Consider the following 24,736-nt stretch of genomic DNA (forward strand, 5'->3'; position numbering starts at 1 on the left):
CCAGCCGTTATTTAAAGATCGACCAGCGTCCAATGAAACGTTGCAATTTAAGTTACTAAGTGTCGATCAAAAAGGGAAACAGGTTGCTGACAAGCTCAGTGTTCGCATGTCTCGAAATTACCGCGAATACTTCTGGGAATACAATGAATCCCGGGGCTGGTACTGGAATTATCAGAGCCATATTTATACAGTTGGTAACGAAAATATTGACGTGAAAGGCGACGCTGTCACCGTTGATTTCCCTGTGCAATGGGGTACGTATATTTTGGAAGTCACTTCTGAAACGGGTGCAAAAAGCACCTTTGAGTTTGAGACAGAATGGAGTTGGGATAACCAAAGCAGCAGCAATCTAAAGCCCGACATGCTGCAAATGTCGTTGGATAAAGACCACTATGAGCTCGGCGATAAAGCAACACTGCGTTTAAACAGCCCAGTGGCTGGCGATGGCATTATCAATGTGGAATCCACTAATGGCGTTCAATACAGCCTTCATAAAAACATCGAAAAAGGCACAAATGAAGTTAGCATCGATATTCAACAAAATTGGAATCGACATGACTTATACGTCACGGCGATGGTGTTAACGCCAGCGGACCAAGTCACAGAAGTGGCACCTAAGCGAGCATTGGGGATTACCCATTTACCTATCATTCGCCCAGATGCAATCGCAGACGTAGAACTTACTACTGAGGAAAAAGTCCAGCCAAACAAGGTAGTAAAAGCTCATATTAATATCAAGAATTTATCCAAACTCGGAGATCAGCCGCTTTACGCAACGGTCGCCCTAGTTGATAAAGGCGTGCTGAATATTACACGCTATAAACCACCTCAACCTGAGCAGTATTTTTATGCTCCGCGTCGTTTTGAGTCGGCGTATTTCGACATCTATGGCAAAATCATTAATAACCTAGGTTATGACATGATCCGCCAGAAATTTGGTGGCGACGCGTTTAATGAATCGGATACCGAGCTCAGCCGAGGCGGTAAAAAGCCAAAATCTGATGTGCAAATTATCTCCTTCCTGAGTGAACCGGTTGCTCTTGTCAATGGCGAAGCCGATGTCAGTTTTGATCTGCCTAATTTCAATGGCAAATTGGAGTGGATGGTTGTGGTCTATGGCGATCACAGTTACGGCAGCGCTCACAAGGAAATGATTGTCGCTGACAAGCTTGTATCGCAAATTGCCATGCCGCGTTTCCTTGCGATGGGTGATAAGAGCCAAATCAGCATTGATCTACATAACCTTTCCGATGCCAAGCAAACATTTGATGTCAGCGTGAAAGTCGATGGTGCCGTCATTAGCGAAGGTTTGCAGCAAAGTCTAGAACTTGCTGATAAAGAAAAAACCGTACTTTCCATTCCGATAACAGGCGCGGACATGGAAGGCCAAGGTGTTATTACACTTAATGCCACCAATGGCGACGACATCAATATCACGCGAACGTGGCGACTTGGCGTGCGTAGTCCTTATCCTTGGGCAACAAATCAATTACGCGCAACGCTTGAGCCAGGCGAACAGTGGAAGCCGAGCTTTGATATCAGTTCATTGCGAGACAGCAGTATTCAGGCCATGCTCACCATTTCTGAACGCCCTGCGATCAACTTTAGAAGTCAATTCGAAAACTTATTACAATATCCTTATGGATGTTTAGAGCAAACCACCAGCTCGACTTATCCTTGGCTATTGTTAAATGAAGACATGGTCAGTCAGCTCGATTTGAATGACAGTATTGAACAAGAATTCAAACAACCTTTTAGCGAAGCCTTCCGTCTAAAACAAATCCAGAACGGGATTGAAAAGCTTAAAGCTAAACAGCTGAGCAATGGAGGCTTCGGCTATTGGGATTCGAGCAGTTGGGAGTCTCGCTGGGGAACCGTTTATGCTACGGAATTTTTAATCGATGCGCGTAAACAAGGCATTGTCGGCGATGACGACATGCTGAAACGCGCCATCGAGAGATTGACCTTCTTTGTCAACAACAACCCTGAAAGCGACATGTGGAGCGACAGCTCTGATTATTATCAGTTCTCTTATCGCGCTTATGCCGCCTTTGTCTTAGCCAAAGCGGATGCTATTAGCTTGAGCTTCGTTCGTAGACTCTATGATCAAGCAATGACAAATAACAAAGGTGTAATTGCTTCCGGCCACGATAAATCAATACCATTTTTAGATGAATCTGGTCTTGCTTGGATGCATTTAGCGGGCGCTCTACATCAGTTAAATGACACCTCTAGAGCTCAAAAAGCACTAGAACTGGCTCTAAAAATTGACCGCAAACAGTATGCTTATTACCGAGATTATGGCTCTATTGTGCGCGATCAAGCACTTAGCCTTGCGGCGGCATTAGAGCTCGGGCTGGACGACGGAGATCTAGCCGATAAGATGATTGAGAGCCTACAAAGCAAACGCTGGTTCAGTACACAAGAGCGCATTGCTTTATTAAAAGTAGCTCGCCAATACGCTAACAAAAACAGTGAATGGCGCGCTACCATCCAATTACCATCTGGCGAACAGTCACTAGTAAAAGAAAAGGCATTCAACTCTATGTTTGATGCAGACCAGTTGCGCAAGCTGCAAGGTATTACTGCAGACAACCAAAAATTGTATATCAGTCTACAATATCAAGGCGCACCTAAAAACATCCCAGAGCCATACAGCGAAGGGCTGCGCATTAGTCGACAGTATTACGACCTGACAGGCAAACAGACAACGCCAACAAGACTAACCAGTGGAGATTTGGTCATTGTGGAATTAAATGTTGCTACGGTTGGTGATGACTTACGTATCCCAGATGCCTTGGTAGTAGACCTTTTACCAGCAGGTTTAGAATTAGAAAATCAAAACCTCAGCAATGCCAGCGTCGATTTGGATAGCATTATGATTGACGAAAAACCGCTTGGTAGCTACTTCCGCGAAAATAACCTGCTGTACCAAGAATATCGGGATGATCGCTTTGTGGCTTCCGTAAGTCTTATGAATCGTTCGGTGAAAAAACTTTACTATCTGGCCCGAGCTGTCACACCGGGAACTTATCAGGTCGCACCGCCCTTTGTAGAAGATATGTATCGTCCTAATTACCGTGCCATTGGTACGTCGATGAATACTTTGGAAATACTGCCTCGTTAATGGCTCGCTTTAAGGCTCGATTCCGGTTATGGGCTTATTTGCCTATCGCCGGAATACTGTTGTTTTTATCTTTCTTATTATACGACTGGGTTGTACCAGTCGATTTAGAATCCCGCTCTCTGAGTCAAACGGTTCTCGCCGAGGATGGTTCTATTTTACGTAATTTTGCGGATGAAAACGGCGTGTGGCGATTTCCTGTTACCTTAGGCGATGTTTCCCCAAACTACCTTGAAGCGCTCATCACTTACGAAGATCAATATTTTTACCATCATCCCGGCGTTAATTTTTTTGCTCTCATTCGTGCCACTTGGCAATGGCTCAGCACAGGCGAGATAGTCTCTGGCGGCTCAACGTTAACCATGCAAGTTGCTCGCATTCGCTATCCAGAGGCCAGAACCGTATGGGGAAAACTCAAAGAGATCTTCCGTGCTCTACAATTAGAATGGCACTTTAGTAAAACCGACATCCTTACTTATTACCTCAATCACGCACCTTTTGGTGGCACCTATGAAGGCATTCAAGCCGCTTCTTTGGGCTACTTTGGTCATACGGTGAAACAACTGACTGACGCCCAAGCAGCTCTCTTGGCAGTTTTGCCGCAAGCGCCCAGCTATTACCGACCAGACCGACATAACGAACGCGCCCAACAAGCGCGAGATAAATTAATGCGCCGCTTAGTAACACTGAAAGAATGGTCCACCGAGCGCTTAAACGATGCGTTAATCGAAGATATTCCCGCTGTAACCAAACAAGACTATCAATCTGCACCCTTGCTCGCTCGCAGGTTAGTGACACACAACAAGTCGCCCCAGATAGAAACTTTTATACACTCTCAATGGCAAGGTCAGATCAGCAATTTGCTCAGAAATTATGTCCATGGTATTGGTCAGAAAGTTTCGGCAGCCGCATTGGTTGTCGAAAACGAAACAGGCAAGGTGAAAGTCTACGCGGGATCAGCCGATTTCAACGACAGCAGCCGTTTCGCTTATGTGGATATGGTGCAAGCCACACGCTCGCCAGGTTCAACACTTAAACCCTTTATTTACGGTATGGCACTGGATGAAGGCTTAATTCATAGCGAAAGTTTATTAATGGATGTGCCACTCAAGTTCGGGGACTATCAACCCGACAACTTCAATGGTGGCATCAGTGGACCAGTATCCGTCACCCATGCCTTGCAAAAAAGCCTGAATATTCCAGCGGTGCAAGTATTGGAACAGCTCAAGCCCATTTATTTTTTCTTAAAAATGAAAAAAGCAGGCATCGAGTTGAAACTCCCGACCGGAGCAAAGCCTAATTTGGCAGTGGCTCTCGGTGGAGTTGGCTCTGATTTAGAAGATCTTGTCTATGCCTACACCAGCCTTGGAAACAAAGGCCAAGCACAGCATCTGCGTTTTAGTACCGAGGATAAACAATCACAACAACCGCTGTTGAGCAATGGCGCCGCTTGGATTATTCGCAAAATATTATTAGATAATCCAGACTCTGTTTCTGGCTTAGCGGTTAAGACCGGCACAAGCTATGGATTCCGCGATGCGTGGGCGATTGGGGTGAGCCAACATTATACATTAGGCGTTTGGATTGGCAGACCCGATGGTGTTCCCATGCCCGGCCATTACGGTCAAGTTACCGCAGTGCCGTTATTAAACAATATTTATCAACGGCTCAATGATCGACGCCCAGATCCTCTGATACCCGACAGCGTGTCTAAAGTAGACATATGCTGGCCACAAGGTGACATAGTTAAAACGGTTTGTGAGGAGAGCCACAGTGCTTATATTCTTGACGGCACCATTCCTAAGACTTGGTATAACACTGCGTCGCTACAGCAGCCATTCAACCAATCTGAATTTCAATTCTGGCAAGCAGATGATTCCAAGTTACGAGTCAATATAAGCTGTCAGGTTAACGCCAAACGTCATAAGGTAACCGTTTGGCCTGCGCCCTTGGATAATTGGCTAAGCTTGGAACAACGCCGATCATCTCGGATACCGAGCTGGGATCCTAGATGTGAAACAACAGGCAATCTAGTCAGTCAATCTGCCGTGCGTATCTACGGGCTTGCAAATCAAGATGCGTTCCAGCTACCGAAGCAACAAAACCGAGAAATCACCATTTCTGCGGAAGGAGGAGAAGCGCCTTTTTACTGGTTTTTAAACGGCGTGTTGCTACCCGACCAGCAAAGAAAAACCACATTAAAAGACCTAAAATCCGGCAACTATCAACTCACGTTAATAGACCAAGCTGGCTCAAGAGACCAAGTCGAATTTTCGGTTCTTCTCTATTAGAAATAGAGATCTATATCTTCGCTCTTGGTGGGCATTATGATCAGAGTTAAACCCAATGATTTTCTATCACATCGTAATGACGAACAAAGGTATCTGGATCTAGCTCATATTCATCATCTTCTGGGTAAAGTTTGGCAACTTCAATATCCTGACCGGCGAAAGCAATAATAGACTCACGAGTCGGCCAATAAGTAATCAGAGTTACCTCGAACGTTAACTCGTCCACTTCTCGACCAAAAATTTGAGCCCCTTTAAAACCTTCGGTAGCAGATGTGTCTTTCACACCTGTTTCATATAAGTAAGCAATGAAACCTTCTTTTTTAGCCATTGGGCAACGGGCTTTCCACTCTCTTGCGATCACGTTAACTACTCCTCTTCTATGACCTATCTACTGCCTGATTCATCAGGGCGCATAACATTGTTTATATTAATATTGTTTACTATATCAATAATTGATGTGCTAACCTCAAAATTGGATGACTAACTCAAAGCACCAAGTATTACACTTCATAGACGCTGTAAAACGAATTCAAAGTTTTACCTAGATTGCTGACTTATAAAAATAATTAATGCATTGGTGTGTAAATATGAAGTTTGATTTTTCTGCCTGCGACCTTCAGGTTGCAGACGCTTCAGCACAAACTCTTGCTAGTATTTTATTGGATAAGGGTTTTGGTGAGCATCATTTTATTCAAAGTATGCCTCAAGAAAGGCTTACTACCTTGAGATTTAAAGAATTCGGACCGCTTTCTATTTTAGAGTATGCAGTAGGCCTTGCTACACACGTTAGTTCTTCCAATGTAGAAAACGCTTATTTTCTACACGTGATTTTAGCGGGTCATAGCGTCGAGCAGCATCAAAATGGGAAGCGCATTCTTAAGGCGGGGGATTCTATTTTCATAATGCCAAAAACCCGTTTTGAGGCAAATGATTCAGCTGACTGTAGAAAGCTTATTGTTAAAATTCCTACTGATTTTTTAAATCAAACAGCACGAGAGTTTGGTTATTTATCTTCTTTAGATCCAATTCAGTTCGATTCAAAAGTAAGCCAATTCCCGCTGACAGGGCCTTTGTTTAATCTGCTAAACGACATATTGCAGCAAGATAAAGATGAGCTCTATGAACGAGCATTGATTTATTATTGCAGACTATTAAACAGTGGGATTTTAAATATGTTTGATAGCAATGTTGGCCCAAGCACCCTTCCTAACAAATCGTTACATCGCCATATCGAACGTATTCGCAATTATGTGTTGGATAATATTACAACTGACATAGCAATCGATGAATTAGCCCATTTGTGCCAAATCAGTCGTAAGTCACTCTACAATCTTTTTGAACGAGAGACAGGACTCACACCTTCTGCTTACATTCGTCGTCTCAAATTAGAAAGTATACATTCTGAATTGAAAAACAATGAGCGTATTAAAAATGTGACACAAGTTGCACTAAAGTATGGTTTTACTAATTTAGGAAGATTTTCGGCTCAATACCGTGAGCAAATTGGGGAGTTACCTTCACAAACATTACGTGATTTTTCGTATTGATTAAGAGTTAAAAAAAACAAACTGGGCAAAAGGGTAAAGCCCAGTCTGTTCTTGTCAGTGCTCTTTATTAAAACTTATACATCGCCATGACTTCTACTTGCTGACCTGCTGGACGAGTTGCTATGTTGCCGCTCGGAGCACTATTGGAGGCTGCGTTTTGATCACGTAGCTCTACACCAAGCTCAAGTCCAGGAAGGTAAGTGTAAATCATGTTTGCTGTTGTTGTTTTAAGAGTGTCATCGGCAAGAGATGAGTTCACTTCATCAGAAGTTACTTGGCCGTAACGTAGGTTAACTCGAAGTTTGTCGCTTATCTTATGGCCAATGCCCGCTGAAAAGCCACTGACAGTCACTAAATCGCCATTGCCGTCTAATTCTGATGTAGCAGCAGTTCCTGCAGCACCGTTATAACCCCAGCCTGCATATATTGCAGCACCTTCACCAGAAAAACCACTCAGCGTTACACTAGTATCGCCAAAATTCAATTTTGCGGCCAATGACAGTGCTGCCCCAAACTCAGAATCACCATTATTCAAGCTAACATCACGGCCTGTAACTGCAACGTTTAAGGCATGACCGCCTGATGTACGATGAGTATAAGCTGCCACCATATCAGGATAATGAGCTTCATTGTAAAGTGGATCTTGTAAGGTTAGACGCATACCGTCTTTTGCATAATGTACAACAAGATCAGGTCTCACAACCGAGCCATTCCCCGAAACAGTACCAATTCCAGTTCCATAGAAATTAATCATTTCTGTATCAAACGGCGCATTAGCGAAGAATTGTCCAGTCCATGTTTGACCAATAGTTAAGTTATCAACCGTAATCGTAGCGTGGCGTAAACGAAACACTGAAGATGCACCTCTGAAGTCCCCTTCAATAAACCCCTTCAGGTTATGATCACCCTCTTTACGACTAGCGGTGAAATTCAAACGAGACTGGCTTGCGCTTCCTTCAAAAGTACTATTGCTTTCGTCAGGGTTATTAAACACACCTTCGGCCTTAAGATAACCGCCTACGCTAAATTGAGTGCCATTAAAATCACCTAATTCCAGAGCAAACCCTTGGGAGGAAAGGCTGGCAACGATAACAGCTTGCGCGACTTTATTTTTCATTAGCATATTGATACCGCCCTGTATTTTTCATTTATATTTATTATGGGAAGCCAATATCGCAAAGAGCAGCGTAATGAAATAGCCAAATAGTGCAAACTTTGTACATAAAGTGCAAAAAAAAACAAATAAAAGAGCAATAGAATTAAAAGAGGCTAATTTTTAAGAAAAACTGCTAACAGATTTGAGAGCAGTTTTATTTTATGGCGGGAGTGTTATAGATAAGTATCTATATTAAATTAAACTCGAAACTGCTTTTGCAGTCCCATCAAGAAATTACGCAAAATTTGGTCTTTGCATTCGCAGTAGTGGCGATTGTCTGGCTTACGGAAGAACGAGCTAAGTTCATGCTTGCTTAGATTGAATTCTGCTAGCGACATGATATCGAGGATTTCTTCCGCTTGCAGGTTTAACGCAATACGCAACTTCATGAAGATAGCGTTATTGGTTAGGCGCTTTTCAGGTTCAGATTGCGGACCTTCGCGTTTACCACGCTTGGTGTTAATAAAACCATTTAGAAATGTTGCCATCTCTACATCAATCATTTCGACATAACCTGCATCGTCTTCTTTCTTTAGCCAGCTAGTAACTTGCTCTTGCGATTCAATGCCATCTGCTGCAGCAAAGATATCAACTATCTCTAGTTCTTTTAGGTCAAAGGTATAGCGAAGGCGGCGTAAAATATCGTTGTTGTTCAAAATGATTTCCTAGTGTTAGGGGGCATAAATAATAGTAGGCGCGACTCTAGCAGATTGGCAAGCATTTACCTATATCTGTCGCTAAATCCGTAAGAATATCGTCGAAAATGCATGATTATCGTAAAATTCTAGATTCTGTCTGCAAACTATATTGATTAGAAACAAAACTGGCGACTTAATAGCTTGTATCTCTTACTTTCATGGATGTAAGCCAGTGAACATTACGCAAAAACCCACACTGATGGATATCGAGGCCTCCCAAAAACCTTCAGTCGATAAATCAAGTCCAACAAAAGCCAAGAAGGTCGTTCGGGTTATAGAATTTGATTATCTACGCGGATTGGCCATTGCATTGATTGTGTTAGGACATTCTGTAACAAATACCAATGACGGTTTCCCAGTTTGGTTAGAGAACATCGTTCGTGGTGGCACAGGCGTTTTTGTATTTATTTCTGGCTTTTTCTTTCATCACATCTTTGCCCAACGCTTTGATTATCGCCGCTTTATGTCGAAGAAAGTGATAAACGTGTTGGTACCATTTTTGGCAGTTTCTGCTTTCGCTATTGTCGTAAACTTCTTCGGTTTTATCTTAGTCGATCAGGCAAGTGTTCCAGAAGCCTTCGCCCTATGCTGGGAAGTATTACAAAAGGGATTCGTATTGTTCCCACATTGGTACATTCCTTTCATTATGGCGACTTTTTTATGTTCAGGGCTGCATTTCCGCTATTTGAAACTGCCATTATTTGCCCAGCTTTCTATTTTAGCAGCGTTTACTATTATTGCAGTGGTTATCCATCGCCCGGCAGATAACGTAAATGTATTGCAGTCATTGGTGTATTTCACTCCCTTCTATTTATTGGGCATGCTGTACTCACAATATTTAGATTGGATGAAGCAGTACTATAGCTACTTTTTGGTCGCTGCGGTTATCACGGTGATCGCAACAGTCTGGCTGCAATCTGGTGTTTTATTTCATGCAGGGGGATTCCACAAAACGGCATTTGAATGGGGTGGTATCGATTTACAGTTTATTCAAAAAATGGGGTTATGTATTTTACTGGTTGGCTTTTGCTCGCATTGGGTTTGGTCAGCGCTTGGAAAACACTTAATCATGCTTGCCTCCATTAGCTTCGCAATTTTCTTTTTGCATCCATTATTGGGCATGATATGGGGAAATACGAAATATTTTTTACTTAACGCAGGCTATATAGAACCCAACAATACCGTGCTCTACAGTCTTATTTCATCGGTATTTTTGTTCGTCTTTCAGTTCTATGGGTCGGTGTGGTTAATAGGGAAATTGAAGCGTCTATTTGGTTCGAAAAGCCGATTACTGATTGGAGCATAATGATCAAATACATCTCCCCTGAAACATAATAATATTTGTTGTTATACTTTTATTGTAATCTCTTAAAGTCACAGAACTGGTTTTATCGAAAAGCATTGAAGGACGTGGATTATGATTAGCATAGAGTTTTTAATTACCTCATTAATTTTAGTGCTCATTCCTGGCACTGGAGTGATTTACACGATTTCAACAGGACTGTTTCAAGGAGCTCGTGCTTCATTTTCTGCAGCGCTAGGTTGTACTTTGGGAATAGTGCCTTCAATGCTAGCCAGTATTTTTGGCTTAGCTGTTATTCTGAATACCAGCGCAATGGCTTTTCAAGTTGTAAAATTTATCGGTGTTGCCTATTTGCTTTATCTGGCTTGGTGTATGTGGCGTGAAACTGATGGATTAGCATTAGAGAAAAAAGAAGAGCAAAACATCAACTTATTTCAAGTAGCTCTGAAAGGCTGCCTGATCAATGTTTTAAACCCAAAGCTGACTATCTTTTTCTTAGCATTTTTACCACAATTTATTAACTCAAATGTAACTTCAGCGACCAGTCAAATGCTTTTACTTGGCGGTATTTTTATGGCAATGACGCTCATTGTTTTTATTCTATATGGAACACTCGCAAGCAAAGCGCGTCGATACTTAATTGGCTCTTCTAAAGTTGCAAAATATATGCAACGAACCTTTGCAGCAAGTTTTGCTTTATTGGGTATGAAGCTCGCATTTACTGATCGCTAATATCTTACGGACATATCTTACGGACATATCTTAAGCAAGAAGCTGTCGGTTTTGATGTTAGTTACCATTGCCTATAAAGGTTACCCTTAGGTGTCATAAAATAAGGAGCCCAAATGAAACTATCATCCCTTCTCTGTACTTCTCTCATTATTTGCAGTGCTTCACTGCAGGCTACGGAACTGACTCACTGGCCTAAAGACGTCGCCTCTGAGTTAGATAACATGATTGAAAAAAATGCAAATACGGGCGCTTATGCTGTCTTTGATATGGATAACACCAGTTATCAGTACGATATCGAGGAATCTCTTTTGCCTTATCTGGAAATGAAAGGCTCATTAACCCGCGACACAATGGACCCATCCCTAAAAATCATCCCCTTTAAAGACACTGCGGATTATAAAGAAAGCCTAAACAGCTATTACTACCGTCTTTGTGAAATCGACAATTTAGTTTGTTACCCATGGGTAGCGCAGATCTTCGCAGGATTCACTTTAAAAGAACTGAAAGGTTATGTTGATGAAGTGATGGCGTATAACAAGCCTGTTCCTATCACCTATTACGATGGCAACAAGGTTGTTAAAAGCAGCGTGAAAACACCTAAGGTTTTTGCTGGCATGACAGAACTTTATAATCGTCTGCAAGAAAATGGCATTGAAGTCTATGTAATGACAGCAGCGAGCGAAGAGATTGTTCGCATGATCGCCAGTGATCCAAAATACGGTTACAACGTCAAACCTGAAAACGTTATTGGCGTAAATATGCTGCTAAAAGACAAAAAAACAGGCGATTTGACAACATCTAGACTGCAAATCAAACAAGGAACATACAATCAGGAGAAGAATCTCGACCTTCAAATGACAGCTTTCTTAATGAACCCGATGACATGGTACGAAGGCAAACTAGGCTCGATCCTTGGCTGGATTGACCAATGGAAGAAACCCGTACTTGTCGCCGGTGACTCACCTCTTTCCGATGGCTACATGCTGTTTAATGGCACAGACACCGACAAAGGCGGCATGCGCATTTGGGTAAACCGCAAAGAGAAATACATGAAACAAATGGAAGCTTGGTGGGACGATGCCGCTAAGCAGCAATCTAAATTGGGACAACCCGTCACGGCTGATAAAAATTGGCTCGTTGTGACACCGGATCAATTGCATTAAAACTCATGTTATAGAAAATAAAAAACGCCCGTTTTCACAAATGGGCGTTTTCGTTGTGCAAAAGCTTATAACATTATTTCTTCTTCGGTTGGCGACCGTGATATATCGCAAAGCCTCGGTCTCGATACAAACGCGTGTGAGAACCCAGCGCCGCGTCTAAAATTGGTGGATAACGCAAGAAGTCGTTCGCAACTACAAACAGCTCGCCGTTCAATGTAAGGTGTTGTTTAACGGTCATAAAGAAGCTTTCAGCAATACTGTAGTCGGTATTCACGCCACTGTGGAATGGTGGGTTGGTAACGACATAGTTAAAGCGGCCTTTAACTTCATCTAAGCCATTGGAAGCAATTAAAGTCACCGCGTCGCTGACTTGATTCGCAGCGAAGGTTAATTCCGTTGCTTTTAACGCCAAGACACTATCATCTAAAGCGGTAATACGCGCGCCAGTTTTGTTATGCAGCCAAAGAGCGATAATGCCGTCACCACAACCAAAGTCGAGTAATCGAGCGCTAGCAACATCACTCATAAAACGATGCTGGTTTAGCTGGTTTAATAAGATGTCGGTGCCTTTATCTAATTTGCCATGCCCAAAGACACCCGGCAAACTGCACAGTGTTAATGTTTGACCTGCAACCTCTTGCTTCCAAGTTACAATCCAATCTTCAAATACAAATGGCTTCGCAGGACGACGCTTGTAGCCTGCGTAAAGCAAACAGTGTTTGGCACCATCATGCTTACCTACCTCGTCTAATCCCGCTTCTAGACGCTTCATAGAGGATTTAACGCCGCTTTTATTGTCACCCACCAGCCATATTTGTCCACCATTTTTTAAAAGAGGTAACACTGACGCAAGCAAATAATCCAATAACTCTTTGGCTTTAGGCTGATAGATAACAATGTGATCGAAGTCACTGCCATTCTCTAGCGCCCATTGCTCGGACAAGAACAGTTTTTCATCCGCAAAGCCGACTCGCAACAAAGCATCATAAAAGGTTTTAGATTGGCACCAAGCATACACATCCGTTTTTTTGCTTAAATCAAGTGGATAGGTGTCTTCAGGGTTAGCAAATAAAATTTTGCCGACCAATTCTTCTTCGTTGCGCACCAACAATTGGCTCGTCAAGTTAAGATTCATAAGTTACAGATAGCTCTTTAATAGATAAGGTGGTTACAGGCGCTAATAAAGTATTCAAACGCTCAGTAGGAAGTTCTGGTTGCACTCGCGGATAACGCGGTGCTCTTCGATCATTCAACAAAGGCGATGCCCAGCCTTTGGTTAAGGTTAGAAAGTCTTGCGCAAAATCATCACCGTGTTCTAAGCAACCAGACAAAATAACATCTAGGTAACTTAGTGCAATAGGACACTCATCGTGTGGTTCAGTCACATCATCCGTGTGATAAATCCAATAAGTGCCTTCTGGCAAAGGATGATCTTGATACGTAGTTAATTGCTTAACTTCGATCATTGCTCGTTGGTAACCTTTTTCCCGTTCATCAAATAAAGGAAATTGATCATAAGGCACTTCAACTAAAACACCATTGCAGGCTTTCTCAGGAGCATGGATCACAGCAACAGAGCTCATACCATACTCAACTGACATTACCGACCAATGACGCTCGAATCCATGTAACTTAACAGGCCAAACCTTGCCTGTTTCGCCAGTTTTCGCACGGCTTTCACCATTAATTAGGCTGCCATAGCCCAAAATAAAGTGTCGATCTAATGCGCTCATAGCGGCCTCCAAACAAAACGTGCCAAATCAAATTCCCAGATAACCTGCATGATAACGTGTGGCTTTAGACAGTACTAGCTTATGTCTTCATTGATCGATAAAGGAGGATAGATAAAACGCAAAATCAGGGCATTTATTACACTATTCATGCGTAATTTTTGATGATTTTTCGACTGGTTTTGCTTGTTCTAGCACGTTATTGTTAAGAATTATAAAAAACAACAAGGAGAGTAGTGTGGAATCACCAATACTTTTGATTACTGGCGGCGGGAGAGGGATTGGCGCGGCAACAGCGAAGCTTGCCGCTCAGCAAGGCTATCAAGTAGTTATTAACTATCGAAAAGATGCCTCATCAGCTGAAAAAATCGTTGCCGATATTATCGCTTCAGGTGGCTTGGCTCATTGCCTACAAGCAGACGTAAGCGATGTTAAACAAGTCACAGAAATGTTCTCAACGATTAGACGTAATTGGGGACCAATTAAAGCATTGGTTAATAGCGCCGGTGTGTTAGATCAACAAGCTCGTTTTGTTGATACCCAGCCCGATCGCTGGCAACGCATCTTTCAAACCAATGTTTTCGGCACTATGCAATGTTGCCAAGAAGCCTTTCACGACATGGCAGTGAGCTGCGGCGGTCAAGGTGGTGCTATCGTGAACGTATCTTCTCTCGCCTCTGTCTATGGCTCTCCAAATGAGTATGTAGATTATGCGGCGAGCAAAGGAGCGGTCGACTCTTTCTCCAAAGGCTTTGCCTTAGAAGTCGCTGGAGATGGCATTCGAGTTAACGTGGTCAGACCGGGATTGATATATACCGACATGCACGCCGATGGTGGTGAAGCTGGGCGAGTGGATCGCATCGGCCCCAACTTACCATTACAGCGAGGTGGACAACCAGAAGAAGTCGCGGAAGCCATCCTCTGGTTACTCAGCGATAAATCTAGCTATTCCACAGGTGGCTTTATTGATGTAGGCGGCGGTCGCTAACCTAGAGTAGATTATTTGGCGATGACACATTGAAAAGAGGTCGCCTGAAGAAAGTCGCCTTTATTGTACTTTGCGTAAGATGGATAAGGACACAAAGGACGTGTCATACCAGCCATACGAGCAGTAATTTCTGGATTTTTTTCTCGTGTGGCAGCGACAATGTGCTTAGGTGTTTGCTTTCTTTCTACCCATGAGATTAAAGGTTGGAGCATATCAAATTGATCCGCTGATGGACCACCTTGTCCATGAGGCATACCGGGAATACGATATAAACGTACAAACTCTGGTGCTCGACCTTCAAGCATGAAATCCAAAAAATCATACCAACGTATAGTGTCTTTTACCGAAAAAACTGGGTCACTATTGCCATGAAAGATGATCATCTTTCCACCATGTTGCTTAAACTCAGTCAATTTTGGTTTGGCTGCATCTGGCGTTGTCATGGTAGTCATCGCAGACTCTTTGAATTGATTATTAGTCGCATAGATTTTAGGCGCGTCTTTATCAAAATCAAACTTAAGCAGATAATTCTCTAACACATAAATATTGCCCGCAACATTCGTAAAAGGCGTCGTGAAAATATGCGCTAATGAAGCAGCTCCCATCACAACACTGATAGGTTTATTACTCCAATCTGAGATCGTACTTTCTACTTTCCACATGCGCCAGTTATCAGAGCTAATTCCCGTGTCATAAGCCCAATCGGTGTATAAAGCTTGATTCTTTGAGTCATGTGGACCCATATGTATACGCATCAAAGCGGCTACTTTGTTTAGCGGTAAACAGTCGCGATCAAAATTACTTTTACAAACTAGCGCTTTGGGGTCAAAGACTTTTTGGCAAGTATCAGCAGCAAATATCATGTCATCGCTAATACCGTCTAAGGTATCGCATTGATCCAAGATACGTTTTGCGAACACTTTCAAATTTCGTGGTGTTAACGATTGGCTAATATCGTCGTTTACTCGATGCAACGCCTGAATATCCCAAGCATGCTGTAAGGCAGCTCTAGGTAAGTTAAAGCCTGGATAGCCCACCAACAAGCCATCAAACATATCAGGGAATCGCGACGCGGCGACCATCGCCATACGTCCACCATTAGACTGACCAAGCCCATATGAATACTTAATAGGTGATGCGTAATAGCTTTCAATTAAAGAACGAGCAACAGGGTTTAACTTTTGAACAGCACCATAGCCATAATCACGACGTGCTTCTGGATCATGACCAAATACTACAGGACCAGCAAGCCCGGCTTCTGGATTAGCTTGGGCATCGTGACCGCCGTTACTTGAAACAACGGCAAAGCCTTGGTTGATCGCATACTGAGAACTAAGAAGCCCTGTCATCGCACCTAAAGCAGGCTTAACTTCGCCATCGCTGCCACCATTAAACTGATATCCAAAACGCCCTTGCCAAAAGTTAGGTAACCGTAGCTCAAATTGAATCGAATAAAACTTATCGTCAACACCCATACGTTGTGACATGACACCTGAAACCAAGCAATAAGGACTTCGAACATCTTTGTCTCGTCCCATCATTGTTGTCTTAATTTCTACATTTTGAGGCGCTTTTGTAACTAATGTTTGGCAATTCACTGCATAGGCAGCAGTGCTACTGCCTAACAAGACAAGTGTCAAAACCGGTACAAAATAGGTTAAAAGCGTTTTCATTCACATCGTCCTTTTTGATTTTTAATGTCAAACCAAAGAAATTATCCTGCATGAGGTTTTACGCGCAAGCATTCAAAATAACGAATAATGAGATAAATAGAAAGTTATCAAGAGAAACAGGAAGGAAATAAAAAACGGGCTAAAAAGCCCGTTTTGAAAAGCATGAATTAATGGGCAGCAAACACCAGTAAATTTGGTGATACTTCATTAAAATCTAATGCCATGGTCACACTAAGAGCAGTTACCGTGATGATGGAGAAGAAGAACACTTGTCGTGCCCATCCATTCACATCAATACCTGGACGGTAGCCTCGTAACGCCATAGCAAGCCACCAAAGACTGGTAGCCAGAGCAACAACCATAAAGCCAATCCCAACATAGCCTGTCAGCGGTAAAAGCGCTGCAACTACCGCAAAGGCGGCAATATGTAGAATTATATGGCGTTTTGCTTTCGCGATACCTTGTGACACAGGCAAGACAGGAATTCCTGCCGCTTCATAATCTTTGTAGCGAAAAATGGCGATTGCATAAGAATGCGGCATTTGCCAAATACAAAACATAGTAAGCAAGATAGCAGCACCAGCGTCGAACTGACCTGCTGCGGCGCAATACCCCACAACTGGCGGAACAGCACCAGATAAACTACCAACAAAAGTCCCATATACGGACTTACGCTTGAAATACATAGTGTATAAACCGACGTAAACCACATAACCGAATACTGCAAAAGCAACAGCAACCCAATTAGTGAAGAACGACAACAAAGCAAAACCGATAACACCTAACACAATACCGTGGAAAAATGCCGCTTTACCAGACATCTCACCATTCACCGTAACGCGGTTACGCGTACGCTGCATTTTTGCATCAATATCTCTATCAATATAGTTGTTAATGGCACAGCCAGAAGCAACCACCAACGACAAACCAACCACTGTCGCTAGCATAAGAATCCAGTCAATCTCGCCACGAGAGGCTAAAAAGAAGCCCCCCGCAACAGAGATGAGGTTGCCCATAATGATGCCTGGCTTTGTTACCTGAAGATAACGCTTAAACATCTTTATAGGCTCCCATCGGACACACATTACTTATAATGGAAAAACTTATAATGAAAGAAGTCCGCATAATCATCAAATTACTCTGCTTACATCATCATTGCGTTGGAAGCGAATATAATCCATACGGATAACGCGACAACCATCACAATAATCATCAAAGCAAACAAGAAAGAATAAGCGTCTAACTTACCTTGCTCAGAAGTGAAGTTTAAATGAAGGAAATACTTCAAATGAACAAAGATCTGAACAATGGCTAACAAAATAATCGTTACGTAAGTTGGACCCTTATCAAACGCTTCTGTCATTACCATCCAGAATGGAATACCTGTCAAAATAACAGATAAAACAAAGCCGGTTACGTATGACTTAACGCTGCCGTGTGAATTCGCTTCAGAAGAATGATCGCTCATTAGATCGCTCCCATCAGATAAACAACGGTGAAAACACAGATCCAGATAACATCCAAGAAATGCCAGAACAAGCTTAAGCAGCTTAAGCGAGTGACAGTTCGGCTACCAAAACCAGATACAGTCAATTCGATCATCAGGATCGCCATCCAGATCAAACCAGCTGTTACGTGTAAGCCGTGAGTACCCACAAGGGTAAAGAAGGCAGACAAGAACGCACTAGCCTGAGGACCGTTTCCATGAACAATCAAATGATGGAATTCATAGATTTCCATTCCGATAAAGCCAGCACCCAAAAGAAAAGTAACAGACAACCAAGACATGGTGCCTTTTTTATCTTTTTTGTGCGCGCAGATCATCGCAAAACCGTACGTAATACTTGAAACAAGTAGTAATGCGGTTTCAACAAGAACGAAATCCAACTCGAAAATATCTTTACCAGAAACACCGCCTGCTGTGTTCATAAAGAGCACAGCGTAGGTAGCGAAAATGGAAGCGAACAACAAACAGTCCGTCATTAGATATAGCCAGAACCCAAACACATTATGCGGTGCTGGATCGTGGTCGTGATGCTCGTCGTGAGCGTCGTGTGTATTCATATGTGTCGTGCTCATGATTACCCCTTAGCCACGCTATCTAGATACGCATTTTCGGTACGAGCAATTTCATCTGGTTGAACATAGTAATCAACGTCTTTGGTGTAAGCTCGGATAACAAGGAATACAAAACCGCCGAACAAACCAAGCGCTGCTAACCACCAAATGTGCCAGATCAATGCAAAGCCCATTACCGTTACGCAACCAGAAATCAACATACCGGAAGCAGTGTTCTTAGGCATATGGATTGGTGCATAGCTGTCTTTACGAACATAAGCTTCACCTTTCTCTTTCATATCGGTAAACGCATCGATATCAGAAACAGTTGGAATAACCGCGAAGTTATAAGACTGTGGTGGAGAAGATGTTGCCCACTCTAGAGTATGCGCATTCCATGGGTCACCAGTAGTGTCCATGTTGTCTTTACGATCACGGAAGCTGACGTACAATTGTAGTAACTGGCAAATAATACCGCCCATGATTACAAAAGCACCAACCAAAGCGATGTATAACCAGATGTTCCAGTCTGGATTATCTGTATGGTTTAGACGGCGCGTCATACCCAAGAAGCCTAGAACATATAAAGGCATAAAGGCTAAGAAGAAACCAACTAACCAACACCAGAAAGCTGCTTTACCTAATTTTTCATTAAGTGTGAAGCCCATCACTTTCGGGAACCAGAAAACAAAACCAGCTAGATAACCAAATACCGCACCACCAATAATGGTGTTATGGAAATGGGCAATCAGGAACAAACTGTTATGCAACACATAGTCAGCACCTGGTACTGCAAGTAGTACACCAGTCATACCACCGATAGTGAAAGTCACCATGAAACCAAGAGTCCATAGAACCGGCACAGTCACACGAAGGCGACCACGGTACATAGTGAACAACCAGTTAAATAGTTTCACACCCGTTGGCACCGCAATAACCATAGTCGCCATACCGAAGAAGGCGTTTACGTTAGCGCTGGAACCCATGGTAAAGAAATGGTGAAGCCATACGATAAATCCAAGAATGGAAATCGCACCACTTGCCCAAATCATGGATTTATGACCAAACAAGCGTTTACCAGTAAAGGTAGACACAACTTCAGAGAATATACCAAATGCTGGAAGTACAAGGATATACACCTCAGGGTGACCCCATGCCCAGAACAAGTTGATATACATCATTGAGTTACCACCGCCATCATTCGTAAAGAAGTGGAAGTCTAGGTAACGGTCAAGAGTTAATAGAGCAAGAGTCACTGTCAAAATTGGGAATGATGCAGCGATCAAAATGTTGGCCCAAGTACAGGTCCAAGTGAAGATCGGCATATCCATCAATTTCATGCCAGGAGCACGCATTTTAAACACTGTTGCCAAGAAGTTAACAGCGGTTAAGGTCGTACCTATCCCAGATATCTGTAGCGCCCATATATAGTAATCAACCCCTACATCCGGGCTGAATTCCAAGCCAGCCAATGGCGGATAAGCCACCCAACCAGTCTTAGCAAATTCACCTACGAATAGAGAAATATTAACTAGAATCGCACCACCAGCCGTTAGCCAGAAGCTAAGGTTGTTTAGGAACGGGAACGCAACGTCACGAGCACCAATCTGCAAAGGCAAAACAATGTTCATCAGACCAATCATGAATGGCATAGCCATAAAGATGATCATGATAACGCCGTGAGCCGTAAAGACTTGGTCATAGTGATGAGGGGGTAAGTAACCTTCTCCACCATTAGTAGACAAAGCCAACTGCAAACGCATCATGACAGCATCCGCGAAACCACGGAGTAGCATCACAAGTGCAAGTACTATGTACATAACGCCAAGGCGCTTATGGTCAACTGACGTTAGCCAATTGTTCCACAAAGTACCAAGCAAATTGTACTTAATCAGTAAGAATGCAAGTATCAATCCACCAAGGGCAACGACACTAAATGTCGCAATCAAGATTGGCTCATGGAATGGAATCGCATCTAAAGATAATTTACCTAGAATAGACATTATTTATCTGCCTCCATGTGCATCTCGTGAGATGAGTGTTCAGATGCTTCGTGGTTCATTTCGCCATGATTCATCTCACCGTGATTCATCTCGCCATGATCAGAACCGTCGTGAATCATTTTAGGTTCAAATGAAGTTCCTTTCAGCAATTCAACTTGACCATGATCTTTCATGAACTTCATAACGTTGTCCGTGAAAATACCTGGTTCAATTGAGTTGTAATACTGAACTGGAGTTGCTTCATGCTTGTGATGAGGATCTGCATCATATTCAGCAAGCTTGTCATAAGAGACTTGATTCAATACGCCATTGTTAATAACGTCATGAGAACCAGCTTTCACGCCTTCTACCCAAGCATCAAAATCTGCTTCGGTTTCCATAGCGATCGCATTGAACTTCATATTGGTAAAACCAGGTCCACTGTAGTTCGCAGAGATACCTTTAAACGTACCAGGCTCATTTGCGATCAAGTGAAGCTTAGTCACCATGCCTGCCATTGAGTAAATTTGGCTACCCAATTGAGGAATGAAGAATGAGTTCATTGTGCCTTCAGAAGAAATCTGGAAAGCAACAGGAACGTTTGCTGGGAATCTCAGCTCGTTCACAGAGGCAATACCAAGATCCGGATAGATAAACAACCACTTCCAGTTCATCGAAACGACCTGAACGTTGATGTGATCTTTATCCGATTTCAACGGCTTATAAGGATCTAGTGCATGAGTGGATTTCCATGTAATCACACCAAGAATGATGACGATTATAATTGGAATAATCCAAACAATGGTTTCAATTTTTGTGGAGTGCGACCATTTTGGTTCGTAGATTTCGTCACGACCTTCACGATATTTCCAAGCGAAATAAAGTGTCATGAAGATAACAGGAATCACAACAAGCAGCATCAACAAAGTAGCAACAATAATTAGTTGCTTCTCTTCAATACCTACTTGCCCTTTAGGATCGAGCACACCACCCTGACAACCGGCGAGCAAGCCCACCATTAGCGCCAAAGCGACTTTACTTAGGATACGAGTTAACAAGAGAATCATCCTCTAACCCTTATGTTCACAAAACTGCCACCTGACAATCAGGCAACAGAACGAAAATCCGGTAAAACACCGGGTATTTCAGTAAAGATCACCACACTGAAAACAGCACAAAGACCATTACCTAGTTAATATAATTAACGCAGTAATAGCTTTTTTGGATCACCTAAATCTGAAAAAGGGAGCTCCACAACTCATCATGTATCGCGCCTCAGCACGACTTGATTGCTCGTTAGGAGCAAATACATGAAATAAAGAGAAGGCCAATTTCTGGCGAGCAAGGTTGATATTGATCATAACGGACCAATAACTAACCAATAATAGAGTTGTAAATGCAAGGCTAGAAGCTAGCCCCGCATTAAGAATAGGGTCGATATTAATAACGCTAAGGTTACTAATAGAGAAAAGAGCGGGAGTCGGTACGAAAAAGCTCAAAAACAGGCAAGACGCGGCAATAGCAGGGCGTAAAGAATCCGCCAAGATACTGGATACCGAATGCACATAATGATGCAGAATGTCTTGAAATTTGTTCAATTTATCCATCCGATTCATAAAAACAAAAATGAAAATGTCGTTTTTACTCGCTTCATACGAATTTAAGTGTGCGAAATATAGCAAAAATTATACAGCCGTACAAAGTCTAGTTTAGCCTTTGTTCATCTTTGCTTCACGGTCTTTTTATAAAAATTCACATTCTTGTCTTGAGAAAATCCTACTGACTTAGCCCAAAGGCACCAAGACTAGCACTCTTCTAAGACAATTTCCTTACAATTAGTAAGTCTTATTTTCGACCAAATACGCAAGTAACCAATTCCGAAGTATATTCACTATATACGTCATTTCTTCCTCTTTTGGACCACTAAAACCTAATAAAAAACCAAATCGACAACGATTATTTTCTTTTTGTTCGCCAATATAATGACTAGACAACGGCGAAAGCTGCACGCTGTCAATGGCAAGCTCTTGGCTAATTAACTGATCTAAAGCCATCTCAGTTTGCACGATAGGGACAAAATTAGGCTTAAACTCAATCAATACATGCATACCGCCACGGGGTTTCTTCCATTCAAACCAAGTCGCTAAATGACTCTCTAATAGCGCTAATAGAACATCTCGTTTAAGCCGATAATGTCGACGCATTCGATTTAGATGGCGATCAAAATGACCTTGAAGCATAAAATCAGCCACCGCAGGTTGTATTGGCAAGGACGCAGACGACCCCAATACTCGCTGGCTTTTGTATAGCGTCGCAATATGCTTAGTCGGTGCGACAATAAAGCCTAGCCGCAAACCACGAAACAGTACCTTAGAAAAACTCCCGACAAAGAAAACTCGGTCTCGGGCTTGATCATACACACTCGCCGTTTGCATAAAAGGCACATTGCTTCGTCCTTGATAAACAAACTCGTTGTCGTAATCGTCCTCCACTAACCACCAGCGAGGTGAATCACTCTGCAGTGCTTGCAGCCATTGCTGTCGTCGTGCCGTACTAATGCTCACTCCAAGCGGGTATTGTCGGTTAGGCGTCACAATCGCCACATTGGAAACATGTTCGCTCTCTGGCAAACAGGGTCCATCTTCGTCAATAAAAAGGGCTCCCGCTTTTACATGAGATGGAATTACTTCGCGAATTGGCGGATAGGTAGATTCTTCTAACCACCACTTCATTGGCGAATGTTCAGAATCACCCAGTGATGTCATCGCGTGTTGTAATAAAAGCAATGAATCCCGACTGCCAGCCGTAACAATAATTTGCTCTGCTGTGCATTCTAGACCACGAACACGATACAAATAGTCGACTATCGCGACTTTTAAATCGGGATAACCCGTTGTATATCCGCCTTCCAACACATTCAAATCTGGGTTGAGCCAGCTGCGCCGCATACTTGCCGCCCATTCCTTAGTAGGAAAAACGGCCACATCCGCACCGGAATCAAATGCCCATTTCAATGGGGCTTTACTGATGGGTAAGTGGGAAGAATTGGATTGTTTCGTCGAGCGATGGATCACCATAGGCAAAGCCGCAACAAACACACCGCGCTTTTCTTCGCTGGTTAAAATCCCTTCGGCGATTAACTGATCATAAGCCCGCGACGTGGTACTGCGAGAAACACCTAATGAACCCGCCAAAAAGCGCGAAGAGGGTAGTTTGTCACCAACCGATAGTTCACCCGACACAATGCCTTGCTGGATCTGCTCGATCAATTGTTTGTAATAAGGCTCATCGTCTTCTAAAGAAAAGCGTAAACTGGCTATGGCGTGCTTCATAATCTGGCCTGCTTTTTTATCTTTATTCTGGCTATTTTTATAAAAGCCAGATTCTTCTAAAGTCTTGTTATAGCGAACCACCCATTAGGACACAAGGAGAGAATTAATGAGTCAGTCACTAGAAGAAACGGCATTAACCAAAGTAAAAAGAGGGCCGAACAGAGCCTCTTATGATAAAGACCTAGCCCTAGACATTATTGATGCAGCGCTAATGTGTCACGTCGGGCAAACCAAAGATGGCCAAGTTTTTGTGACACCAACCAGTCATTGGCGCGAAGGTGATTATTTCTATTGGCACGCTCACTCCAAAGCTCGCAATGTCAAAGGCCCCATCGACGAACCTGAAAAGGTGTGCATTAATGTCAGTTTATTAGATGGCTTAGTGTTGGCTCGTTCAGCCATGCATCATTCTGTGAATTATCGTTCTGTCACCTTATTTGGTGTGCCAGAACTCATTGAGAATAAAGAAGAAAAGGTACGCCAGTTCAAACTTTTCTTAGACAAAGTCAGCCCTGGGCGCTGGGAAACACTACGCCCAGTAAACGAGCAAGAAATCAAAGCCACTGGCGTGGTGCGCATCAAAATCGAAGAAGCCTCAGTGAAAATGCGTGCAGAGCCACCCATCGATGATCCAGAAGACAACGACTGGCCTGTTTGGGCTGGCGTCATGCCTTTAGAAAGACATTGGGGAAAACTGCAAAAAGACCCAATTCAAAACCAAGATTACCCAGAACCAACAGCGCCGAACGCTGTGTAGTAACTTTGGAACAAGGTCAAGTAAATCAGATCTTGCTCCAAAGGCTTCTTGTTCTGCAACAGATAGCCTGCTAGGATCAAAATCATGAACATTTTGCTAGCACGATCACATCGATTTATCAGCCTCCGAGTCCCTAAACTGGACGCGGCGGCTTTGTTCTTTCTGAAATAACCTTTCAAAGACAAGCTCTCTCCGAGTCCTG

The 24,736-nt window shown here is 42.9% G+C and carries 21 protein-coding genes; 8 read left to right on the forward strand and 13 right to left on the reverse strand.

The window, feature by feature from the left end; genetic code table 11:
- Together CCS02_RS06605 and pbpC are read left to right on the forward strand one after the other, a co-directional pair.
- Positions 1-3,127 (forward strand): alpha-2-macroglobulin family protein (locus tag CCS02_RS06605; RefSeq protein WP_332870745.1); only part of this gene is annotated, 3,127 nt, incomplete at its 5' end.
- Entirely contained in the window at positions 3,127-5,415 is a 2,289-nt protein-coding gene (pbpC, locus tag CCS02_RS06610; protein ID WP_100636162.1) for a penicillin-binding protein 1C, read from the forward strand. The genes CCS02_RS06605 and pbpC, both read left to right, overlap by 1 nt.
- A 46-nt stretch (positions 5,416-5,461) precedes the next feature.
- On the opposite strand, the gene CCS02_RS06615 is transcribed toward pbpC, so the two are convergent.
- Positions 5,462-5,776 (reverse strand): antibiotic biosynthesis monooxygenase, encoded by a 315-nt coding sequence (locus CCS02_RS06615; RefSeq protein ID WP_072838653.1) that lies wholly within the window; start codon positions 5,774-5,776, stop codon positions 5,462-5,464.
- Between the two features lie 226 nt (positions 5,777-6,002).
- On the opposite strand from CCS02_RS06615, the gene CCS02_RS06620 reads away from it, so the two are divergent.
- Positions 6,003-6,962, forward strand: coding sequence for an AraC family transcriptional regulator (locus CCS02_RS06620; protein ID WP_072838654.1), 960 nt, complete (start codon positions 6,003-6,005; stop codon positions 6,960-6,962).
- 67 nt (positions 6,963-7,029) lie between these two features.
- Here CCS02_RS06620 and CCS02_RS06625 read toward each other — a convergent pair whose 3' ends face one another.
- Entirely contained in the window at positions 7,030-8,085 is a 1,056-nt protein-coding gene (locus CCS02_RS06625; protein ID WP_100186262.1) for a hypothetical protein, read from the reverse strand.
- Between the two features lie 230 nt (positions 8,086-8,315).
- The gene (locus tag CCS02_RS06630; RefSeq protein ID WP_100636163.1) at positions 8,316-8,774 is read right to left on the reverse strand and encodes a DUF1456 family protein; all 459 of its coding nucleotides are present in this window, start codon (positions 8,772-8,774) and stop codon (positions 8,316-8,318) included.
- 214 nt (positions 8,775-8,988) lie between these two features.
- Between CCS02_RS06630 and CCS02_RS06635 the strand changes: the two genes are divergently transcribed.
- The 3 genes from CCS02_RS06635 (at position 8,989) to CCS02_RS06645 (ending at position 12,014) form a co-directional block, all read left to right on the forward strand.
- The gene (locus CCS02_RS06635) at positions 8,989-10,122 is read left to right on the forward strand and encodes an acyltransferase family protein (protein WP_100636164.1); all 1,134 of its coding nucleotides are present in this window, start codon (positions 8,989-8,991) and stop codon (positions 10,120-10,122) included.
- A 111-nt stretch (positions 10,123-10,233) separates the two neighbouring features.
- Positions 10,234-10,851 (forward strand): LysE family translocator, encoded by a 618-nt coding sequence (locus CCS02_RS06640; RefSeq protein ID WP_100636165.1) that lies wholly within the window; start codon positions 10,234-10,236, stop codon positions 10,849-10,851.
- A gap of 113 nt (positions 10,852-10,964) precedes the next feature.
- On the forward strand, positions 10,965-12,014 hold the full coding sequence (locus tag CCS02_RS06645; protein WP_100636166.1) for a phosphorylcholine phosphatase: 1,050 nt from the start codon (positions 10,965-10,967) through the stop codon (positions 12,012-12,014).
- A 73-nt stretch (positions 12,015-12,087) separates the two neighbouring features.
- Here the strand turns inward: CCS02_RS06645 and CCS02_RS06650 are convergent, their stop codons facing one another.
- Positions 12,088-13,137, reverse strand: a complete 1,050-nt coding sequence (locus CCS02_RS06650; RefSeq protein WP_232728834.1) for a class I SAM-dependent methyltransferase — start codon at positions 13,135-13,137, stop codon at positions 12,088-12,090.
- A gap of 1 nt (position 13,138) precedes the next feature.
- Positions 13,139-13,747: a gamma-glutamylcyclotransferase family protein gene (locus tag CCS02_RS06655; protein WP_100636168.1), complete on the reverse strand. Its 609-nt coding sequence runs from the start codon at positions 13,745-13,747 to the stop codon at positions 13,139-13,141.
- Between the two features lie 235 nt (positions 13,748-13,982).
- Between CCS02_RS06655 and CCS02_RS06660 the strand changes: the two genes are divergently transcribed.
- Positions 13,983-14,732 carry an SDR family oxidoreductase gene (locus CCS02_RS06660; RefSeq protein ID WP_100636169.1) on the forward strand — a complete coding sequence of 250 codons (750 nt, stop codon included), beginning with the start codon at positions 13,983-13,985 and terminating at the stop codon, positions 14,730-14,732.
- Between the two features lie 11 nt (positions 14,733-14,743).
- Here the strand turns inward: CCS02_RS06660 and CCS02_RS06665 are convergent, their stop codons facing one another.
- The 8 genes from CCS02_RS06665 to pdxR all read right to left on the reverse strand — a co-directional run bounded on the left by CCS02_RS06665 (position 14,744) and on the right by pdxR (position 23,777).
- Complete coding sequence (locus CCS02_RS06665) at positions 14,744-16,405, reverse strand: tannase/feruloyl esterase family alpha/beta hydrolase (protein WP_100636170.1); 1,662 nt, start codon at positions 16,403-16,405, stop codon at positions 14,744-14,746.
- 167 nt (positions 16,406-16,572) lie between these two features.
- Positions 16,573-17,463 (reverse strand): heme o synthase, encoded by an 891-nt coding sequence (gene cyoE, locus CCS02_RS06670; protein WP_100636171.1) that lies wholly within the window; start codon positions 17,461-17,463, stop codon positions 16,573-16,575.
- Between the two features lie 86 nt (positions 17,464-17,549).
- Entirely contained in the window at positions 17,550-17,873 is a 324-nt protein-coding gene (cyoD, locus tag CCS02_RS06675) for a cytochrome o ubiquinol oxidase subunit IV (protein WP_100636172.1), read from the reverse strand.
- Positions 17,873-18,484: a cytochrome o ubiquinol oxidase subunit III gene (cyoC, locus tag CCS02_RS06680; protein ID WP_100636173.1), complete on the reverse strand. Its 612-nt coding sequence runs from the start codon at positions 18,482-18,484 to the stop codon at positions 17,873-17,875. The genes cyoD and cyoC overlap by 1 nt, the downstream gene beginning before the upstream one ends.
- A 2-nt stretch (positions 18,485-18,486) precedes the next feature.
- Entirely contained in the window at positions 18,487-20,466 is a 1,980-nt protein-coding gene (gene cyoB / locus CCS02_RS06685) for a cytochrome o ubiquinol oxidase subunit I (RefSeq protein ID WP_100636174.1), read from the reverse strand.
- A complete protein-coding gene (cyoA, locus tag CCS02_RS06690) occupies positions 20,466-21,512 on the reverse strand; it encodes a ubiquinol oxidase subunit II (protein WP_198515339.1) in 1,047 nt (348 codons plus the stop codon). Before cyoA ends, cyoB begins: the two co-directional genes overlap by 1 nt.
- 159 nt (positions 21,513-21,671) lie before the next feature.
- The gene (locus CCS02_RS06695) at positions 21,672-22,043 is read right to left on the reverse strand and encodes a hypothetical protein (RefSeq protein WP_157807976.1); all 372 of its coding nucleotides are present in this window, start codon (positions 22,041-22,043) and stop codon (positions 21,672-21,674) included.
- 237 nt (positions 22,044-22,280) lie between these two features.
- Positions 22,281-23,777, reverse strand: coding sequence for a MocR-like pyridoxine biosynthesis transcription factor PdxR (pdxR, locus tag CCS02_RS06700; RefSeq protein WP_232728835.1), 1,497 nt, complete (start codon positions 23,775-23,777; stop codon positions 22,281-22,283).
- A gap of 106 nt (positions 23,778-23,883) precedes the next feature.
- Between pdxR and CCS02_RS06705 the strand changes: the two genes are divergently transcribed.
- Positions 23,884-24,534 carry a pyridoxamine 5'-phosphate oxidase family protein gene (locus CCS02_RS06705; protein ID WP_100636177.1) on the forward strand — a complete coding sequence of 217 codons (651 nt, stop codon included), beginning with the start codon at positions 23,884-23,886 and terminating at the stop codon, positions 24,532-24,534.
- Positions 24,535-24,736: the final 202 nt, after the last annotated feature.

It is taken from the genome of Marinomonas sp. ef1, from assembly GCF_002806845.1.
Classification (GTDB): Bacteria; Pseudomonadota; Gammaproteobacteria; order Pseudomonadales; family Marinomonadaceae; genus Marinomonas; species Marinomonas polaris.